This window comes from Mycolicibacterium sp. XJ879 (assembly GCF_053483935.1).
This window is the reverse complement of record NZ_JBEFTH010000001.1, coordinates 524,971-542,503: the sequence shown is the minus strand read 5'-3', so window position 1 is coordinate 542,503 and position 17,533 is coordinate 524,971. Positions and strand designations below refer to the sequence as shown.

Annotated in this window: 18 protein-coding genes and 2 pseudogenes; 5 read left to right on the top strand and 15 right to left on the bottom strand. The window is 65.4% G+C overall.

Annotated elements, in window-relative coordinates; genetic code table 11:
• Window positions 1-52: 52 nt before the first annotated feature.
• A pseudogene (locus ABQF13_RS02780) lies at window positions 53-865 on the top strand (cytochrome P450); the annotation flags it as partial.
• A gap of 52 nt (window positions 866-917) precedes the next feature.
• On the opposite strand, the gene ABQF13_RS02775 reads toward ABQF13_RS02780, so the two are convergent.
• Window positions 918-1,184, bottom strand: coding sequence for a WGxxGxxG family protein (locus ABQF13_RS02775; protein ID WP_448391150.1), 267 nt, complete (start codon window positions 1,182-1,184; stop codon window positions 918-920).
• A gap of 1,247 nt (window positions 1,185-2,431) precedes the next feature.
• Here ABQF13_RS02775 and ABQF13_RS02770 point away from each other — a divergent pair.
• Window positions 2,432-2,779 carry a thermonuclease family protein gene (locus tag ABQF13_RS02770; RefSeq protein ID WP_448391149.1) on the top strand — a complete coding sequence of 116 codons (348 nt, stop codon included), beginning with the start codon at window positions 2,432-2,434 and terminating at the stop codon, window positions 2,777-2,779.
• A gap of 114 nt (window positions 2,780-2,893) precedes the next feature.
• Here the strand turns inward: ABQF13_RS02770 and ABQF13_RS02765 are convergent, their stop codons facing one another.
• From ABQF13_RS02765 to ABQF13_RS02740, 6 genes are all read right to left on the bottom strand, one after another.
• Entirely contained in the window at window positions 2,894-3,523 is a 630-nt protein-coding gene (locus tag ABQF13_RS02765) for a class I SAM-dependent methyltransferase (RefSeq protein ID WP_067774115.1), read from the bottom strand.
• 26 nt (window positions 3,524-3,549) lie between these two features.
• A complete protein-coding gene (locus tag ABQF13_RS02760; protein ID WP_006246593.1) occupies window positions 3,550-4,161 on the bottom strand; it encodes a methyltransferase family protein in 612 nt (203 codons plus the stop codon).
• A 79-nt stretch (window positions 4,162-4,240) separates the two neighbouring features.
• Window positions 4,241-4,903, bottom strand: coding sequence for a DsbA family protein (locus tag ABQF13_RS02755; RefSeq protein WP_006246592.1), 663 nt, complete (start codon window positions 4,901-4,903; stop codon window positions 4,241-4,243).
• Window positions 4,904-5,548 (bottom strand): class I SAM-dependent methyltransferase, encoded by a 645-nt coding sequence (locus ABQF13_RS02750; RefSeq protein WP_006246591.1) that lies wholly within the window; start codon window positions 5,546-5,548, stop codon window positions 4,904-4,906.
• Window positions 5,545-6,249: an adenylate/guanylate cyclase domain-containing protein gene (locus ABQF13_RS02745; RefSeq protein WP_006246590.1), complete on the bottom strand. Its 705-nt coding sequence runs from the start codon at window positions 6,247-6,249 to the stop codon at window positions 5,545-5,547. The genes ABQF13_RS02750 and ABQF13_RS02745 overlap by 4 nt, the downstream gene beginning before the upstream one ends.
• A complete protein-coding gene (locus tag ABQF13_RS02740; RefSeq protein ID WP_006246589.1) occupies window positions 6,224-6,862 on the bottom strand; it encodes a methyltransferase family protein in 639 nt (212 codons plus the stop codon). The genes ABQF13_RS02745 and ABQF13_RS02740 overlap by 26 nt, the downstream gene beginning before the upstream one ends.
• 116 nt (window positions 6,863-6,978) lie before the next feature.
• Between ABQF13_RS02740 and ABQF13_RS02735 the strand changes: the two genes are divergently transcribed.
• The gene (locus ABQF13_RS02735; protein ID WP_050982640.1) at window positions 6,979-7,350 is read left to right on the top strand and encodes an ArsR/SmtB family transcription factor; all 372 of its coding nucleotides are present in this window, start codon (window positions 6,979-6,981) and stop codon (window positions 7,348-7,350) included.
• Window positions 7,347-9,326 carry a heavy metal translocating P-type ATPase gene (locus ABQF13_RS02730; RefSeq protein ID WP_084032479.1) on the top strand — a complete coding sequence of 660 codons (1,980 nt, stop codon included), beginning with the start codon at window positions 7,347-7,349 and terminating at the stop codon, window positions 9,324-9,326. The genes ABQF13_RS02735 and ABQF13_RS02730 overlap by 4 nt, the downstream gene beginning before the upstream one ends.
• Before the next feature lie 306 nt (window positions 9,327-9,632).
• On the opposite strand, the gene ABQF13_RS02725 is transcribed toward ABQF13_RS02730, so the two are convergent.
• From ABQF13_RS02725 to ABQF13_RS02700, 6 genes and pseudogenes are all read right to left on the bottom strand, one after another.
• Entirely contained in the window at window positions 9,633-10,100 is a 468-nt protein-coding gene (locus tag ABQF13_RS02725) for an arsenate-mycothiol transferase ArsC (protein WP_099962889.1), read from the bottom strand.
• A 30-nt stretch (window positions 10,101-10,130) separates the two neighbouring features.
• Window positions 10,131-10,799, bottom strand: a complete 669-nt coding sequence (locus tag ABQF13_RS02720) for an arsenate reductase ArsC (RefSeq protein WP_013470140.1) — start codon at window positions 10,797-10,799, stop codon at window positions 10,131-10,133.
• A gap of 41 nt (window positions 10,800-10,840) precedes the next feature.
• Window positions 10,841-11,914 (bottom strand): annotated as a pseudogene (gene arsB / locus ABQF13_RS02715) (ACR3 family arsenite efflux transporter); the annotation flags it as partial.
• Window positions 11,911-12,285 carry an ArsR/SmtB family transcription factor gene (locus ABQF13_RS02710; RefSeq protein WP_003887763.1) on the bottom strand — a complete coding sequence of 125 codons (375 nt, stop codon included), beginning with the start codon at window positions 12,283-12,285 and terminating at the stop codon, window positions 11,911-11,913. The gene ABQF13_RS02710 and the pseudogene arsB, both read right to left, overlap by 4 nt.
• A gap of 43 nt (window positions 12,286-12,328) precedes the next feature.
• Window positions 12,329-12,841: a DinB family protein gene (locus ABQF13_RS02705; RefSeq protein WP_099962890.1), complete on the bottom strand. Its 513-nt coding sequence runs from the start codon at window positions 12,839-12,841 to the stop codon at window positions 12,329-12,331.
• 57 nt (window positions 12,842-12,898) lie between these two features.
• Window positions 12,899-13,375, bottom strand: coding sequence for an ArsI/CadI family heavy metal resistance metalloenzyme (locus ABQF13_RS02700; protein ID WP_013470142.1), 477 nt, complete (start codon window positions 13,373-13,375; stop codon window positions 12,899-12,901).
• Window positions 13,376-13,476: 101 nt separating this feature from the next.
• On the opposite strand from ABQF13_RS02700, the gene ABQF13_RS02695 reads away from it, so the two are divergent.
• Window positions 13,477-13,836 (top strand): Rv2640c family ArsR-like transcriptional regulator, encoded by a 360-nt coding sequence (locus ABQF13_RS02695; protein WP_003887760.1) that lies wholly within the window; start codon window positions 13,477-13,479, stop codon window positions 13,834-13,836.
• Window positions 13,837-13,867: 31 nt separating this feature from the next.
• On the opposite strand, the gene ABQF13_RS02690 is transcribed toward ABQF13_RS02695, so the two are convergent.
• Together ABQF13_RS02690 and ABQF13_RS02685 are read right to left on the bottom strand one after the other, a co-directional pair.
• A complete protein-coding gene (locus ABQF13_RS02690; RefSeq protein ID WP_013470143.1) occupies window positions 13,868-16,246 on the bottom strand; it encodes a tyrosine-type recombinase/integrase in 2,379 nt (792 codons plus the stop codon).
• Window positions 16,246-17,469, bottom strand: coding sequence for a tyrosine-type recombinase/integrase (locus ABQF13_RS02685; RefSeq protein WP_067771209.1), 1,224 nt, complete (start codon window positions 17,467-17,469; stop codon window positions 16,246-16,248). The genes ABQF13_RS02690 and ABQF13_RS02685 overlap by 1 nt, the downstream gene beginning before the upstream one ends.
• Window positions 17,470-17,533 lie beyond the last annotated feature (64 nt).

Below are 17,533 nucleotides of genomic sequence, written 5' to 3'. Positions count from 1 at the left end.
TCACCTGGCCATTCGCAATCCACCGCCCCGGCAGCCGATCTGGTCACCCCCGGACGCACACTCAGAAGCCATCGCCGATTCGCTGCGAGTGGCTCTCAAATACATTGCCGATCGGGCGATGCGGCCCATCAACACCCCGCGCTGGCTGCCCACCCGCGCGCGCCGGCGGGCCCGCACCGCCAGCGAGACACTGCACCGACTCGCCGACGACATCCTTCAGGCATGTCGTGCCGATCCGACCCGGAACGCACCGCTGGTGCATGCGCTGATCGCGGCCACTGATCCCGATACGGGACGGGCGCTGTCCGACGACGAGATCCGCGACGAGCTCATCGCTTTCATGCTGGCCGGCCATGACACCACGGCCACCACGCTGACCTACGCCATGTGGGCGCTGGGACACCACCCCGCCATGCAAGACAAGGTCCGCGCCGAGGCTGTGGCGGTCGGCGAACGCGAGCTGACGCCCGACGACGTGCCCGCCCTTCGATACACCGTTCAGGCGCTACACGAAGCACTACGGCTATGCCCGCCGGGAGCGGCAACGGCGCGAATGGCGATGCACGACGTCGAAGTCGACGGCTACCGCGTCGATGCCGGCCGCCCGCTGGAATTCGACCCCGACCGCTTCAATCCGCAAAACTCCGAAGGCCGCGACCGCTGGCAACATCTGCCTTTCGGCGCGGGACCACGCTCCTGCGTCGGCGATCACTTCGCCATGCTTGAAGCCACCCTCGCGCTCGCCACAATCATCCGTGGAACCGAAATCCATTCCATGAACCCGGATTTCCCGATAGTCGCGCCGTTCACCACCGTCGCTGCAGAGCCGATCCTGGCCACCGTCCGTGCGAGAACTGACCGTTGAAGAACAAAGAGTTCCCCGTCGGACCGGCGGGGAACTCTTCGTCAGTTAGCGCTTATGCGCGCGGGTTGTTGACCGTGCCGCCGCCACGGGTGGCGGGGTAGTCAGCATCCTTGCGCCGCTTGAGACCGATCAGACCGGCCAGACCCAGCAGACCCAGCAGGCCCCACAGGCCGTTGTCGCCGCTGTCATCGTCCTCGACCTGCTGCGCCACCGTGGTGGTCGTCGCCGCGGGCGCTTCGAACGTCGATGCAGTCGCGACGCCGGCTCCGCCGAACAGCAGGGTCAACGTGGTGGCTCCGACAACTAGTGGCTTCTTCATCTTCACTCCTCGATAAGGCGGGTCAATATCCGGCAAGGTGCCTGGTGGGCTGCAGACCAGGTCGCTCCAGTCGGCACTGAGGTCCAGAGTTTTTCCGGATCACTCAACTTGCGACACTTTTGTTGCCGGTTGACCGTGAAATGAAACCACTTCGCAAAGCTAAGTTGCGACTCAACGCAGTATCAACCGAGCTCAACGAGCATATGCGATCTGTGTCACACACCTGTTGTCCGTCGCTGACACCTCTTTGCCTCCCACGGTTTTTCCCGGACAAAGACCACCGCACCGAATCCGTCGTCATGCCGCCGTTTGCCTAAGCCGCCCCAATGAGCACAGAAACTGCCGAAACCAAGAAGCCAACTCCCCCTCGTCGAGTGCTGGCGACCCGAAACCCCGAACCGCCACCTGGACTGAAACCGCGGCATAGTTCGGCGGCGAAGGTGTGCGGTCACATTCGCTGTCGAGAGAGCACTGGGCGTCTTACCAGGCCCTACTTCTCCGACGGATCGGTTGGATCGGAATCCCAATTGTCTCCGTGCCCATCGCCATCGCAATCACGGTCGGTTCTGCAAGGATCAAAGCGGTCCTCCAACCCGTCATTGTCTGCATCTCGATAGTCCGGCCCATCGATGGAGTTACGGATGCCATCGCCGTCGTCATCCCTATCGCCCCAGTCGCTCGCCGGTAACTGCTGCTGAGGGGAAACAGGTTGAGGGGGCGGCGCAGGACGCAGGCGGCTCAGACTTTCTACAACCGCGCACGCCGCTGGCGAGCAGCTCGAAGGAGGGCCTTCCGACGACGGAGCGGCTCCACAAGACACCACCAGGACCGCCACCGTCGGTAGCACAGCAAAGGCTGGGTGCGCGAACAGATTAAGCCGAGCCATCATCGCTCTCCTAGACGAGGCACCACCTAGTACAGGACTCCTGCGTCACAAACCAAGCCAAGTGAGCAATAAGAATGCTATGTCACCAGCAAACAGCACATCCCGGCTTCACGCACACCGTGTTCAATTTCGTCAGGCGGCTGACCAACGCGCAAAGATCGGTCTCTGGATGATTCGCGTCGGTTCGATCCCATCTCACTCGCCTACTCCGACCGGGTCGTACGAGAAAGACGAAGAGTGGTCATAAGGCTCATCGTTCCTCCAGACCAAGGCGGGCAAGGCCATTCGCCGACCGCGGCAGGGCCAATTGGGAAGCGATTAGACATCGACCCATATCGAAACCCTGACTAGCTTGGGCCCTGTGCGCACCGTGATCTACCGTCTCGTCGCCGCCGTCGTCGCCGCGGCCGCAGCCCTCGCCATCCCCGCCCCGACCATCCACGCACAACCCGTCGACGCCACCGCCGTCGTGCTCCGCGTCGTCGACGGCGACACCATCGACATCCGCGACGAAGTTCGCGGCCGGCTGCGCGTGCGCATCCTCGGCATCGACACCCCCGAAACGAAGAAGCCCAACTCCCCCGTCGAATGCTGGGGACCCGAAGCCACCGAGTTCGCGACCTCGACCATGCTCGGCCAGCGCGTCGCGCTGGTGACCGACCCGACCCAGGACCGCACCGACCGCTACGGCCGCACTTATCTGCACTAGTCAATCCGTTCACCGGGGCCGGTCATCAGTCGGAGTCTTTGGAGCCTTCGAGGGCGCGGCTGAGCTGTTGATGTGGGACAGCTCTAGCTGGATGGTCGGTGAGTTCGCCTCGGGTTACGTGGGTTTGCGGGCGGTGAGGCGTTCGACGAGGCCGAGTTTGAAGCGTTCGACGCGTTCGATGTCGAGGTTGGGGTCGTTGCGGATGTGGTTGAGGGGGCGGCGCAGGAAGTGTTCGCCGCCGAGGGGAACGGTGAACAGTTCGAGGAAGCGTTGCACGGCTCGGGCGGGGGCGACGCTGCTGCGGATGTGATCGACCAGGATGAGTTGTCCGCCGGGGCGCAGGACGCGGGTCATTTCGTTGAGGGCTTTGGTGTGGTCGGGGATGGCGCAGAGCCCGAAGGTGCAGACGACGGTGTCGAAGGTGGCGTCGTCGAACGGTAGGTGGTGGGCGTCGGCTTGTTGCAGCGTGGCGGGGTGGCCGAGGTCGGCGGCACGTTGACGAGCCAGGTCGAGCATCTGTTCGCTCCAGTCGATCCCGGTCAGCGTGACGGTGTCGGGGTAGAACTCGAGGTTGAGGCCGGTGCCGACGGCGACTTCCAGGGTGGTGCCGGCCGCTTGGCTGCAGACCCATTGGCGGGAGTCGCCGAACAGGTGGCGGTCAAAGAATCCGATTTCGCGGTCGTAGGTACGGGATTTCTTGTCCCAGTATCGGTTCCATCGGGCGGTGCGATCACCGGTGGCCATGGTTCACCTCGATTCGAGTCGGCCAGTCAGACGATTCGGGTGCGTCCGATGTGGGGAACAAACCGGCCGACCGTCTCACAGTAGTCCCGGTAGGCCTGGCCGTGGATAGCGTTGAGATAGGGCTCTTCGACGACGCGGACCTGCAGCTCGATGGTGGCCAGCAGCACGACGAACGCGACCAGGGCGAGCGGGTTGGGGGTCATCAGGGTGATGCCGGCGGCGAAGATCAGCATCGCGGTGAAGATGGGGTTGCGCACCAGCCCGAACACACCACGGAGCACCAATGTGGTGGTCTCACTGGGGTCGACGCCAATCCGCCAGGACTCGCCCATGTCGCGCTGGGCGTAGAGGGTGGCCGCGATACCCGCCACCGCCAGCACCGTCCCGCCCACCTGAATCCACGGCGCCTGCAGGAGCGCGATCGGGGTGAGGATGCCGAGCAGTTGCAGCAGCGGTGCGGCCGCCCCGGCGAGGATGGCAGCGATGAATCCGGCGCCGGCGAACCATTCCAGCGAGCCAGGCCGGCCGTGGATGCCGCGAAACCCGGTCGAGCCGGTGCGGCGGTGCTGGGTCCAGCTGCGCCAGCCGAACCCTAAGACGGCAAAGACCAGGTAGAGAACGAGCGCGGTGGCGGGCATGGGTGAACCTCCTGGCCGGACTGAGATGAGTGTCGATGTGGAGAGGGGCGGTCAAGCCGATGGATGCGGCAGGCCGCGCCTAGTTCTCGGCGAGCGCTTGATCGAAGGCCTGGGCTAGGTCTTCATAGCTGTGTGGCTGGATGCGGGTGTCGTTGAGGAAGAAGGTCGGGGTGCCCTGCACGCCCAAGGCGCGGCCGTCGGCCATGTCGAGTTGGATGCGTTCGAGGGTGGCGGGATTGGCGTAGGCCGCGTCGAACTCGGCCATGTCCAGGCCGAGTTCTGTTGCGAATCCGCGGAATACGTCATCGGCTGGGGTTTGCTTTTCACCCCACTGGGCTTGGGTGTCATACATTTTGCGATACATCGCCTCCAGTTGGCCTTGCTGGGCGGCGGCTTCCACCGCGCGGGCGGCCCGCTCGGCGTTGACGTGGGCTTGCAGCGGGAAGTAGCGGATCACGAAATTCACCCGGTCGCCGTATTCGGCCCGCGCTTTTTCGATCTCTGGGTAGACCGCGCGGCAGCCCTCGCATTCGAAGTCGAGAAACTCCACGAACGTCACCGTGCTGTCGGGCACCGTGTTGAGTCGGTGGCTGTTCTCGCGCACCACCTGCCCGGCCTCGCCGGTATCGGGCTGTGCCGTGGTGGTCGAGTCGCGGTCGCGCACTGACAGGTAGACCAGCGCCCCGATCGCCATGGCGGCGATGACGAACGCGGTGAGCAGGATGCGGCTGGTGCGCGCCATTCAGATACCTCTTTTGTGGGCGTGGACGATCTGGAACGGGGCGGCCCAGCTGCGCGCGGGCAGATGGGTGGTGACGGCCAGTCCGTGTGCGGTGAATGCGTCGGCCAGGCCGGTGCCCAGGACGTCGCGGGCGTGGGGTCGTTCGGCGAGCCGCATGTAGGTCTCGAAGATGGTGCGGGCGGTGGGTGGTGGGTCGAGGTCGATGGCGATGACCTGGCCGGCGAGACGTAGAACGCGGATGGCTTCGTCGATGGCGCGGTGGCGGATGTCGGTGGGCAGTTCGTGCCAGCCGAACACGCTCATCACCACGTCGAAGGTGTCATTGCCGAACGGCAGTGCGGCGGCGTCACCTTCATGCAGCGCCACGGTACCGATCCCGGCGCGGGTGAGGTAGCGGCGGCCGACGGCCAGCATTTCCGGGGAGATGTCGAGGCAATCCACTCGTGTGCTCGGGGATTTGCGGGCGAGCAGGCGGGCGGCGTAGCCGGTGCCGCCGCACAGTTCGAGCACTCGTTTCGGTTTCTGGTCGGCGACGAGCTGGGCGAGCCGGTCATGGGGTCGGCCGGGGATGAACCGGTTGCCGGCTTCGAACAGCGGTCCGGCCAGGGCGAATTTGAGCCGGTTGCGGCCCCAGGGGCGGCTCATGTCGGCTGCCGTTCACTGGCGGTGACCGGGAGTGTCGATGTGTAAGTGCTTGGGGTGGTGGTGAATTGGTGGGCGCAGTCGGTCGAGCAGAACCACCAATCCCGGTCCTGGTAGCGGCGTCGCGCCCGGGCGGTTTCCGGGTTGATCCGCATGCCGCAGACCGGGTCGCGGGGGTAGCGGGCCTCGGTCAGGGCCAGCGTGTGTAGCGGAATCGGGGTGGTGATGCTGCGCAGCGGCGGAGCACCGATCGCTGGGGTGGACAGGCCTTGTCGGGTAGCGGCAGCCGCGATCGGGTCGGTGATCACGGCGTGGCCGGCCCCGGCGAGTGCGGTGATGCGGGCGGCGATGTTGACGGTGTGGCCGAACACGTCGCCGCCGCGGGCGATGACGGGTCCGTGATGGATTCCGGCGCGCAGCGCCAGGAACCCGTCCTCGCCGGCGACCTGCTCTGCCAGGTCGGTGAGGGTGGCCAGCATCTGGGTGGGTGTGTCGGCGGTCAACATGACCGCGTCCCCGATCGTCTTCACCAGCCTCACGCCCGGTTGTAGTGCAGCCTGTGCCAGGTCGGCAAGCCGCGCGGCGAGCTGGGCGGCTTCGTGGTCGCCGCAGATTTCGGTGAGGATGCTGTAGCCGGCCAGGTCGACAAACGCCGCCGTCGCCTCGACCGTGTCGAAGTCAGGTGTAGTGTCGGGCAGCATCATTGGTCTCATCTCTGGTGCGGCCGAGCCACGGTAGGAAGCGCCCCACTCGGGTGGTGTAGTCGCGGTAGGTGTGGCCGTGGACGCGGCGCAGGTAGGGCTCTTCCACTTCGCGCACCTGCAGCTGGATGCCGGCGATCGCGATCAGCAGGCCGGCGATCGCTATCGGGTTGGGCACCATCAGCGTCAGGCCGGTCAGGGTGAGCAGCAGTGTGGTGAAGATCGGGTTGCGCACAATCGCGAACGGGCCGCCGGTGACCAGCTCGGTGCGTTCGGTCTCATCAACCCCGATCCGCCACGAGGCCCCCAACCCCAGCTGGGCCTGCAAGGTCAGCCCGATGCCCACCACCGCAACCGCGATCCCAGTCGCATGAACCAGCAGATGGTCGGCGAAACGCAGTGGGGCGAGCCCGGCCAGGGCCGCCGCTGGGGCGCCGACGCCGACCAGCAGATAGCCCACGTCGGCGAGCGCGAGCGCCCACCATTCCAGGGTGCCGTCGGGCCGCCAACCCCGCCGGTTGCCGCTGTCGCCGATGCGGGCCAGCTGGATCCGGCGCCGACAGGCCCCGATCACCAGCATCAACATCGCGAACAGGCCCAGTGCAGTCAGTGCCATCGCCTGCTCCTTCCCGGTCGGCCCGTCCCCGCCCTGCGTCCTCATCCATCGGGTTGTATCGATGTTGGCGGGGTTGACCGATCAATAGTGTTGGACGCTATCATCGTCGTGTGGCGATGAAAAGTGGTTCGGTCGATCCCGCGATGTGCGGGAATGTGGATGCGGCGACGGCGTTGTTTCACAGCCTCTCGGATGGCACCCGGTTGGCGATCCTGCGCCGGCTGGCGGTCGGTGAGGCGCGGGTGGTGGATCTGACCGGCGAGTTGGGGTTGGCGCAGTCGACGGTGTCGGCGCATCTGGCGTGCCTGCGCGACTGCGGGCTGGTGGATTTCCGGCCGCAGGGCCGCGCCTCGGTGTATCGGCTGGCCCGCCCGGAACTACTGGACATGTTGCGGGCCGCCGAAGCTGTCTTGGAGGCCACCGGCAACGCGGTGGCGTTGTGCCCCAACTACGGCCACCCGACTGAGCGGAAGAAGGTTGCGCGATGAGTGAGGCGTGCGGCTGCGGCAGCGACGACCGCCCCGGCGAGGACGAGCAGGAACCCGAACGGCTTTGGGAGATCACCGAACTGCGCGCCGCCGCGGTGGCGGGCGTGGTGCTTTTGGCCGGCTATGTGGTCGGCTGGTCCGGCGGCCCCCATGCGGTCGAAATCGGCCTGTATGCGCTCGCCTTGGTGATCGGTGCCTACACGTTCGTGCCTTCGACGCTGCGCCGGCTGGCGCAGGGCAAGATCGGGGTCGGCACGCTGATGACGATCGCCGCGGTCGGCGCGGTGATCCTCGGCGAGGTCGGCGAGGCCGCCATGCTGGCGTTCCTGTTCTCCATCAGCGAGGGCCTCGAAGAATACTCCCTCGCCCGCACCCGCCGAGGTCTGCGGGCGTTGTTGTCGCTGGTGCCCGATGAGGCCACCGTGCTCCGCGACGGTACCGAAACCACCATCGCCCCAGCAGAGTTGGCGGTGGGTGACCGGATGCTGGTCAAGCCCGGCGAACGCGTCGCCACCGACGGCACGATCGTGTCGGGGCGCACGGCGCTGGATGTTTCGGCCATCACCGGCGAATCCGTGCCGGTAGAGGCCGGGCCCGGTGATGAGGTGTTCGCCGGGTCGATCAACGGCACCAGCGTGCTGGAGGTTGAGGTCACGTCCACTGCTGCTGACAACTCGTTGGCCCGCATCGTGGCGATCGTGGAGGCCGAGCAGTCCCGCAAGGGCGAAGCCCAGCGCCTGGCCGACCGCATCGCCAAACCCCTGGTCCCCGCGATCATGATCGCCGCGGTCCTCATCGCCGCCATCGGCAGCGTGTTGGGCGATCCGCTGGTGTGGATCGAACGTGCCCTGGTGGTGTTGGTGGCGGCCTCTCCTTGCGCGCTGGCGATCTCGGTGCCGGTCACGGTGGTCGCCGCGATCGGCGCGGCTAGCAAGCTCGGTGTCTTGGTCAAGGGCGGGGCGGCGCTGGAAGCCCTGGGCGCGGTCCGCACGATCGCGCTGGACAAGACAGGCACCCTGACCGCCAACGCACCCACCGTCATCGACGTCGCCACCACCAACGGCGCCACCCGCGAGCACGTGCTGGATGTGGCGGCGGCGTTGGAGGCCCGCAGCGAACACCCCCTCGCGGCAGCGATTCTCGCCGCCGCGCAGGGCCCCGTGCAACCGGCTGATGACGTGCAGGCGGTCACCGGTGCCGGGTTGACCGGCGCGCGGGATGGCCGTCGATTGCGGCTGGGCCGCCCCGGCTGGCTTGACCCCGGCCCGCTGGCCGGCCAGGTCGCGGCCATGCAGGCCGCCGGCGCCACCGCCGTGCTCATCGAAGACAACGACCAGATCATCGGGGCAGTCGCGGTGCGCGATGAGCTGCGGCCCGAAGCCGCCCACGTCGTCGCCCAGCTGCGCCGCGGCGGGTATCAGGTGGCCATGCTCACCGGTGACAACCAAGCGACCGCCCACGCATTGGCCAAGCAGGTGGGCATCGAGGTCGTGCATGCCGATCTGCGGCCCGAAGACAAAGCCGCGCTAATTGGTCAAATGCGCCAACGTTCCTCGACGGCCATGGTCGGTGACGGCGTCAACGACGCCCCGGCCCTGGCCACTGCCGATTTGGGTATCGCCATGGGCGCGATGGGCACCGACGTGGCCATCGAAACCGCCGACGTCGCGCTGATGGGTGAAGACCTGCGCCACCTCACCCAAGCACTGGCCCACGCGCGGCGCGCGAGGCGGATCATGCTGCAAAACGTCGGCCTCTCACTGGCATTGATTACGGTGCTCATTCCGCTCGCCCTCACCGGTGTCCTCGGGCTGGCCGCGGTCGTCGCGGTGCACGAACTCGCCGAAATCGTCGTCATCGCCAACGGCGTGCGCGCCGGACGCACCAAGCCCCTCGGGGGCACCATCATCGAAACCGGAACCGACTCCCACCGGCTGGCCCACACCCGCAACCAGAAGACCACGGCAGCCAGCTGAACTCGGGGCCGCAACATCGGGGTAAGACCCCGGATCGATCACGTCAACGGCGTCGCACTCCGAAGCGCCGCCAGCACGCGATCCCTGGTCGGAAGGTCCAATCGGCACGCATCAGCTGCCAGCTCAGTGCCCGGCTTCATGACATCCATACCATCAACGAGCACTGTTGGCGATGGATATCCACCGACCCTTTCCACCACCACATCTTCAGCGATATCAACCTCAGACAGACACTCGGCGAGCAAGCGCCGAGCCGCCGCTGCATTCGGACATCCCGGGCTCGTGAGAAGTTCCACACGCATACATCTAGCTTCGCTCAATACGCGCGTTGGATCGGGATGGCTGGCCGGTGGGTGGTGTGATCGCGGTGGAAAGGTTGGCGGCCAAGGCCTGGACGCGCGTGGTGATGTCGTCGCGGATGATTCGCATGCGGTCGATTCCGTCGATGCCGCGCAAGGAGGGTTCGTCGGTATCCCACCGCTGGATGGTGACGCCGGGACAGTACTCGTCGAGGTGGGCTTGGCTGCCGACGATGACGACCAGGTCGGCGTCGTCGAGCATCTGCGCGGTGAGTTGGGCGGGCTGATGGTCGCTGATGTCGACGCCGACTTCTGCCAAGGCTTGTACCGAGAGGTCGTTGACGGCGGTCTTGGCGCGGGTGCCCGCCGAGCTGACGTGGATGGTCGGTCCGGCGATCTGGCGCATGAGCCCGGCGGCCAGGACCGATTTTCCGGCGTTACTGACGCAGACGAACAACACTGATGTGTCAGCCATATTCGGTGTGTTCCCTTGAGGTTTTCGCGGCTACCGGGTGACGGGCACGTTCAGGTCGGCCAACAAACGGTGGACGCGTTCTTCGATGTCGTCGCGGATCGGGCGGACGGCGTCGAGGCCCTGGCCGGCGGGGTCGGGCAGTTCCCAGTTCTCGTAGCGTTTCCCGGGGAAGATCGGGCAGGCGTCCCCGCAGCCCATGGTGATGACGACGTCGGCCGCCTGCACAATTTCGTCGGTCCAGGGTTTGGGGTATTCGCCAGTGATGTCGATACCGACTTCGTGCATGGCAGCGATCGCGGCGGGGTTGATCTCGTTGCCGGGTTCGGATCCACCGGACCAGGCGACGGCCCGGTCACCGGCCAGGTGGGTGAAGTAGCCCAGCGCCATCTGCGAGCGGCCGGCGTTGTGGGTGCACAGGAACAACACGGTCGGTTTGCCGTCGCTGATCTTTCCTTCCACTCTCGCCAGGGCGTGCAGGCGTTGGCGGGCGAACCGTTCGGCCAACAGCGGCAGGAAGTTCGGAATGGTGGCCCGGCCGGCGAACTGGTCGTAGGACGAATGCAAGAACCGTTCGATGGTTTCGGTACCGAAGGTGCCATCGAACTCACCGCCCAGCCGGGTCGCCGCGGTTTTCAGGGCGAGTTGCTGGTCGATGGACAGATCGTGGCGAAGCTCGTGGGTGACGGGGCTGTCAGTCATGGATTGGGTTCCGTTCTCGTCGTCGAGCCGTCGGCAGGAAGGTGTTGGGAGGTGTGGTGGTGGAACCGGTTGCGCAACGCCAAGGACACGTAGACCAACCCGACCAGGACCGGGACTTCGATCAACGGGCCGACGACGCCGGCCAGGGCTTGGCCGGAGGTGGCGCCGTAGGTGGCGATCGCGACGGCGATGGCGAGTTCGAAGTTGTTGCCCGCGGCGGTGAACGCCAGGGTGGTGGTGCGCTCATAACCGAGATCGAGCATGGTGCCGAGCAGGTAGCCTCCGCCCCACATGATCGCGAAGTACGCTAGTAGCGGCAGGGCGATGCGGGCGACGTCGAACGGTTGGTGGGTGATCTGGTCGCCTTGCAGCGCAAAGAGAATCACGATAGTGAACAGCAGCCCGTAGAGCGCCCACGGCCCGATCCGGGGCAGGAACTTGGCCTCGTACCAGTCACGGCCCTTGGTTTTCTCGCCGAGCCGGCGCGACAGGTAGCCGGCCAGCAGCGGGATGCCCAGAAATATGAGCACGGACTTGGCGATCTGCCACGGGGAGGTGTCGATGGTGGTCTGTTCCAGGCCGAGCCAGCCGGGCAGCACCGACAGATAGAACCAGCCCAGCAGGGCGAACATGATGACCTGGAAGATCGAGTTGAGCGCCACGAGGACGGCGGCGGCTTCCCGGTCGCCGCAGGCCAGGTCGTTCCAGATGATGACCATGGCGATGCAGCGGGCCAGGCCGACGATGATCAGGCCGGTCCGGTATTCGGGCAGGTCGGGCAGCAGCAGCCACGCGAGCGCGAACATCAGCGCGGGGCCGAGCACCCAGTTCAGGACCAGTGAGGACAGCAGCAGCTTGCGGTCGCCGGTGACGGTGTCGAGGCGGTCGTAGCGGACCTTGGCCAGCACCGGGTACATCATGATGAGCAGGCCAAGAGCGATGGGTAGTGAAATCCCGTCCAGCTGAACGCTTTCCAGCGCGGTGTTCAAGCCGGGAACCCAGCGGCCCAGCAGCAACCCGGCGACCATCGCCGCGCCGATCCACAGCGGCAGGAACCGATCCAGGGTGGAGAGCTTGCCCACGACCGCTGGGGCCGGGGTGGTGGTGTCGGTCATGCCGACACCCCGGCGGCTGCGTCAATGCCGAACAGGACGGCGAGGCTGGCCAGCGCGTCGGGCACCACGGCGTAGTACACCCAGGAGGCCCGGCGCTGTGAGGTCAGTAGCCCGGCGTCGCGCAGCACTTTGAGGTGGTGGCTGATGGTCGGTTGTGACACCTCGATGTCGGCGGAGATGTCGCAGACGCAGGCCTCACCACCGGCGTGGCTGGCGATCGCGGAGAACAGCTGCAGGCGTACCGGATCGGCCAGCGCTTTGAGTTTGACCGCCATGTCCGCCGCGTCCGCGGCGGTAAGGGGTTCGCGCAGCAGCGCCCCGGGTGGGCAGCACGCGTCCCCGTCGGTCAACGACTCCTGCGACTTCGACATACATCAATATTGACGGATATCGAAGTTGTTGGCAAATGAAACGTCAGGTGAAGGTGAGTTGGGCGGCGTGGAAGTCGAAGTGGCGCCCGGGGTAGCGGTAGACGTCTTCCAGCGTCATGTAGTCGGAGAAGAACGGATCCCATCCCGGCGGGAAATGCATGCCGCGCCGCAGGGTGTCGTCGGTCTCGCGGGCGAGCCGGTGTTGCAGTGAGTCGATGACCCGGTCGAGTTTGGCGCCCATCCTGCGCCGGTTGTAGACCATGGCGGCGGCGCATGATCCGTAGTAGTTGATTTGATGAAACGGCGTGGTCGCGGCGTTGAGCAACCGGGCGTATGCCCCGCTGACGCGGTCAGGTAGTCGGCCCATCACCCGCACCAGGGGCAGCAGCCGCTGCACGACCACGTAGCCGAACACCATGTGGAACAGCAATTGTTCGTTGGTCCACCGGGTTCCGCGCGTCGGCGCATCCCAGTCGTCGGGGCCGGCGGCCGCCAGTAGCTGGTGGAACGTGACACGCGCGCGCTCCAGATCGGCAGCGATGGCATCGCGGTCCATGCCCCGATCATGCGCCTGCCGCGGCCATGTGACCACGGCCGCGGCAGGTGCGATCGGCTAGCAACAGGACGCTGCGGCGGGGTCAGCCTCCTTGGAGGCTCCGCCGCAACACACCCCACCCTCGCCGTCGGCGGAATCGTCGAGGTGCTGTGGGCTGGTGCCGAAGGTGTCGGAGTCGGCCAGCACCGTGTAGACCTCCCATTTCTCTCCGGCCGGCCCGGTCACCCAGACCTTGTCCTGGGTGGCGAAGCAACACGTGGTGCCGATCTCCTCATCGGTGAACAGCCCCTCGCCGGTCAGGCGGGCGATCTCGGCGTGCACCTTGTCGCTGGATTGGACCTCGACGCCGAGGTGGTTGATGGTGCCGCCCTTACCGGGATTTTCCAGCAGCACCAGCTTCAGCGGCGGCTCGGCGACGGCGAAGTTGGCATAGCCGGGCTTGACCTTGGCGGGGTCGACGCCGAACAGTTTGGTGTAGAACGTGATCGCCTCGTCGAGGTCATCGACGTTGAGGGCGAGTTGCATACGGGACATGATGGACCTCCCACTAGGGATGAGACATATATCGAACTGGCGCGTCGACCTCAGGATGCCACCTTTTTGATATATGTCAAGACAGGTGGCAGGATGGGGTCATGCCCAAAGCGCTGCCCGTGATCGACATGTCCGCCCCGGTGTGCTGCGCCCCGGTCGCCGCGGGCCCGATCAGCGACGCCGATGCCCTGCAGGTCGCGATGCGGCTCAAGGCGCTCGCCGACCCGGTGCGGGTCAAGATGATGTCGCTGCTGTTCAGCTCACGCCCCGGCGAAGAGACCAGCGGCGATCTGGCCGCGGTGCTCGACCTGAGTGAATCCACCGTCAGCCACCACCTGGGCCAGCTCCGCAAAGCCGGGCTGGTGATCTCCGACCGGCGCGGCATGAACGTCTTTCACCGCGTCAAACCCGAAGCCCTGCAGGCACTCTGCGTCGTCCTCGACCCCAACTGCTGCACCTAGCTGTCAGAAGGACGGTCCCTTACTGCTCGCGTCAGGACGTGTGCGCGGCAAGGAGTACCGGGGCCGCCTCGGTGAGGGCTGCCAGCCTCGCCGCCTTGCGGTCGGCGTGCTCAATGGTGAGGCGTAATTGGTTAACGTCGCCCAGCCACCGGTTCTTTTGGGCCTCGACCACCTGGAGGCGAAGGTTGTCACGGATCTCATCGAGCCTTGCGGCCTGGGCCGGTTCAACCTCGCAGAAATCGCACCGGATGCAGGCATGTTCATGGGAACAGTCAGATCCATAGGGGCGGTGGCAATTGCCGAGCGCGATCCGGCGCTGGCCGAAGTGTTCGACGAACTCGTCCCATTCGGCTTGGGTGGGCTCACGGTATTCGGCCGATGGCCGTGCCTGTCTACGGTTGTCGATGAACCGGTCATATGCCTCGAAGACATCTTTCTGATACACCGCGGTGTAGCCGCGCGTGACTTCGATATTGTTGTGGCCCACCATCTTTGCGGCCAAATGGATCGGGAACCCGGCGTTGACGATGTCGGTGATGAAGATCCGGCGAAAGTCGTGTGGCGTGAAATGCAGCGAAGTACCGTCAGCGTCCTTCAAGGCCATGCTGTTGGCCAGCTCTGATAACCACTTTCGGACCGTGCACTGGTTGATTACCCGCGACCGTCCACCCTCTCGGATCTGGATCAGATGCGGCATCGGCGCCGACACCTGGCGTTCCTGTGTGTCGATTCGGCAGCACAGCGGAACGCGGCCATCGATGCTGACGAACTCGACCAGTCGCGCCAAGGTGGTGGTCAACTCCGGGCTGCAGGGAAATATCCGCTCCTGATCGGTCTTGCTCGGTGCGATCTGCAGGAGCGGTATCACGGTGCCATCGGGTTTGCGGTACTGCTTGATGCTCAGATGGGTCAGCTCCAGCATCTCTTCGATCCGGATACCGGTGTGGCGCAACACCTCGATGATCGTCCAGGTCATGAAGGCCCGTGTCACGGTGTAGTGGATGTCAACCCGCTTCTCCGATCCATCCTGCAGAACATGGATGCGCACTCGGTCGGCCCGCTTGCCCGGTGTGTGCTTGATGTAGGTGCTCCCGTGCACGGCGAACGGTTCACCGAACGGCGCTGTCGTCGCGACCGCTTGCAGCTCTGCTGCTTGCACGTACGCCCGCCGGGCTGCAGCGACGAGTGCATCGACGTGCGGGGTGAGGGTGCGGGTGCGGGCATGCATGCGGTGTGCCCGCTGGGCCCGGCGCTTCTGCTGGCCTCGGACGTCGCGGATGCTGACCGGGCATGAGACAGCCCAATGGGCCCACGTCGAGGGATCCTCGTGGGACCAGGCAGCCACGTCGAGGTAGAAGCTGCGGACCGCTCCCAGAATGCTCTCGGCGTGCCGGCGCGGAGTCCCATCCGGTTTGGTGCGCAACCACTCTTTCCAGGCGGATGCCTGGGCCTTCGTCAAACTGATTGTGTCGATGCCGGGGTTGGCGTCTTCGATCGGTTTCCAGAACAGCTTCACCAGGTTTCGGCTGGTTCCGTCCAGGCTGGCGTAGTCCTGACCGACGGCGATCTCGGCGAGGTAGGCGATCAACAGTCCTCGCACGCTGGGAGCTCGCACATTGAAGCGGTCGACCAGTTCGGTGGGACTGAGACGTTTGGCGATGAGGTAGTGCCGCAGGTCGTCGGCTTCACCGGCGAACAGTCCGCCGCGGCGTCCGTAGTGCCACATGGCGAGAAGATCCCCCGGCATCCTGCCGGTCGAGACGAGAAAGTCTCGGTAGGCCAACACATGCTGGCTGTGCAGCTCGGTGATTGGCAGCCCGTTGCAGATGCTGATACGTACCAGGTGGGTGGCGGTTCGCCATTTCTTCACTTCCGGTGCGCCCTCGTGCTCCGCGGCGGCGAAGTAGCGATCCCACGCCTTCGGTTCGTGCGTGGTCGTCCAGTCACGGTAGAACCGCGCCTGCTTGTTCTCGATCAACCAGTCATGGCCGGGACGAATGACCCCCAGCATTATGAGTGCGTTGATCGACAGCCTTGCCCCAAGCCGTGTATGCGATCCGGTTGATAAGGCTGGGCACCACGCCTTCGGCTGGCGATCGGAATCGCTGGCGATCCAACGGTCTTGATAACTGTCGCCGACAAAGCCATCCAGCCAGTCCAATAGGCGACTCAGCCAGAGCCGTGCACCGCTGCGGGCTACTGCCTCGCTGCGGTACTTCTCACTCATCCGTGCCATCACGAGCGGAAGTCCCGCAGTGATGATGCGTTCACGTTCGGCGCAGGTGACAGTGTTTCCGAACCACGGATGGTCCTCGGGCGTCGGGGACAGCGAAGGCAGTACTTCGACTGGATGGTTGGCAAACGCAGACGAACTCGCCAGCGACTGGGCACGCGTGAGCACCCGCGCCATCAGAATGCCCGACCGAAAAGAACTTGGAGATCTTCTGCCGCATAGCCTTTCGCCGGCGTGGGCTGCGGTGACGGGGGTCTATTCCAGTGCTGATCAAGTTTGTCGACGAGTTCGGCTACGGTGAGTCGCAGGTAGCGTGTGGTGCTGGCGATCGACGCGTGCCGCATCAGCTCCTGCATTTCCGCGATGGTCATGTTCTCGTCCTGGGCGAGACGCATGCAGAAGGTGTGCCGGAAGTCATGCATCGTGACGTTGGAGCCCAGCAGCGCGTTGCTGCGTTCAAGGATCTGTCGCATTGCCCAATAGCTCAGCGGCCGCGGTGTGCCGCGCAATGTCAGCCAGACTGGCTCTTCAGGCGGACCCACGGGGCGCTCAGCAAGGTACCGGGCGATCCAGAGATACGCAGTGGGACTGATACGGACCATGACACGACTTCCATTCCCGCCCTTGGGTATTACATCGGCGGTTTGGTCGGCGGCATGGAGCATCCCCCGCCGCATGCTGAGCAGTTCACTGGCGCGTAAACCAGAGGAGATCGCCGTAGCGACAATGGCACGGTCGCGGTTTGTTCTCAGCGATGCAAATACCTCCTCGTACAGGTCGTCGCTGAGCGCGCGCGGCGCACGTTCCACTAGCTTCTGCCGATAAGGCGCGCGCTTTTGGGGGCGCGGGTTATCGAAGTGCTGGCGGTGCACGTCGAGTCGAGTGAGATCGTCGCGCGATTTCGGTACCGGGTTGATGAGCGGCCCGAGATCCGACTCCAGGGCGAACTCGTAGAAGCCACTGAGCGACGACAGTCTGCGATTCATCGACGACCGCGCGTAGGAAGACTCCAGGTAGGCCTTGCCCGTCCGCTCGTTCACAGAACCTGGGGTCGGCCGATGAGTATCCGCACTCGATCCGCGGCGTCGTTGCGGGTTCGCGCGACACCGGTACCACCTCACCCAGTCCCGGACTTCGCCCCGCGTTGCCTGAGTCCACGAAACCTGCAGTGCGCCGAGGAAACGACTCCAGCTCAGTAGGTCGTACGCATAGGCGCGCAGCGTCGCAGGCGAGTTGTCGCACGCGAACAGGTCGGCCAACCACAGATTGACGTGGTTTACGCCGGCACCCGACTCGTCGACCAAACGCCACGGCAACGAGCCCGCATTGCCGCGAACGACCGCACCAAGCCTCGGGACATCGAGAACCTCCACAAGTCTCGGTTCGATCCCGTCATCCATCACAGCCCCTGGTCCGGAAGTTCAATCTGCGTGGAGACTAAACGCACCGGCCGACAAGTTGAGC

Excerpts from the sequence above, each read along its gene's own strand:
- ABQF13_RS02740 (WP_006246589.1), bottom strand. The coding sequence starts at position 6,862 with ATGGCACTGACTGCACTGGGCCTGTTCGCGATGTTGATGCTGGTGATC.
- ABQF13_RS02735 (WP_050982640.1), top strand. The coding sequence starts at position 6,979 with ATGAAAAGTGGTTCGGTCGATCCCGCGATGTGCGGGAATGTGGATGCG.
- ABQF13_RS02730 (WP_084032479.1), top strand. The coding sequence starts at position 7,347 with ATGAGTGAGGCGTGCGGCTGCGGCAGCGACGACCGCCCCGGCGAGGAC.
- ABQF13_RS02760 (WP_006246593.1), bottom strand. The coding sequence starts at position 4,161 with ATGCCCGCCACCGCGCTCGTTCTCTACCTGGTCTTTGCCGTCTTAGGG.
- ABQF13_RS02725 (WP_099962889.1), bottom strand. The coding sequence starts at position 10,100 with ATGGCTGACACATCAGTGTTGTTCGTCTGCGTCAGTAACGCCGGAAAA.
- ABQF13_RS02695 (WP_003887760.1), top strand. The coding sequence starts at position 13,477 with ATGCCCAAAGCGCTGCCCGTGATCGACATGTCCGCCCCGGTGTGCTGC.
- ABQF13_RS02690 (WP_013470143.1), bottom strand. The coding sequence starts at position 16,246 with ATGGCGCGGGTGCTCACGCGTGCCCAGTCGCTGGCGAGTTCGTCTGCG.
- ABQF13_RS02745 (WP_006246590.1), bottom strand. The coding sequence starts at position 6,249 with ATGATGCTGCCCGACACTACACCTGACTTCGACACGGTCGAGGCGACG.
- ABQF13_RS02685 (WP_067771209.1), bottom strand. The coding sequence starts at position 17,469 with ATGGATGACGGGATCGAACCGAGACTTGTGGAGGTTCTCGATGTCCCG.
- ABQF13_RS02775 (WP_448391150.1), bottom strand. The coding sequence starts at position 1,184 with ATGAAGAAGCCACTAGTTGTCGGAGCCACCACGTTGACCCTGCTGTTC.
- ABQF13_RS02750 (WP_006246591.1), bottom strand. The coding sequence starts at position 5,548 with ATGAGCCGCCCCTGGGGCCGCAACCGGCTCAAATTCGCCCTGGCCGGA.
- ABQF13_RS02755 (WP_006246592.1), bottom strand. The coding sequence starts at position 4,903 with ATGGCGCGCACCAGCCGCATCCTGCTCACCGCGTTCGTCATCGCCGCC.
- ABQF13_RS02765 (WP_067774115.1), bottom strand. The coding sequence starts at position 3,523 with ATGGCCACCGGTGATCGCACCGCCCGATGGAACCGATACTGGGACAAG.
- ABQF13_RS02720 (WP_013470140.1), bottom strand. The coding sequence starts at position 10,799 with ATGACTGACAGCCCCGTCACCCACGAGCTTCGCCACGATCTGTCCATC.
- ABQF13_RS02700 (WP_013470142.1), bottom strand. The coding sequence starts at position 13,375 with ATGTCCCGTATGCAACTCGCCCTCAACGTCGATGACCTCGACGAGGCG.
- ABQF13_RS02710 (WP_003887763.1), bottom strand. The coding sequence starts at position 12,285 with ATGTCGAAGTCGCAGGAGTCGTTGACCGACGGGGACGCGTGCTGCCCA.
- ABQF13_RS02705 (WP_099962890.1), bottom strand. The coding sequence starts at position 12,841 with ATGGACCGCGATGCCATCGCTGCCGATCTGGAGCGCGCGCGTGTCACG.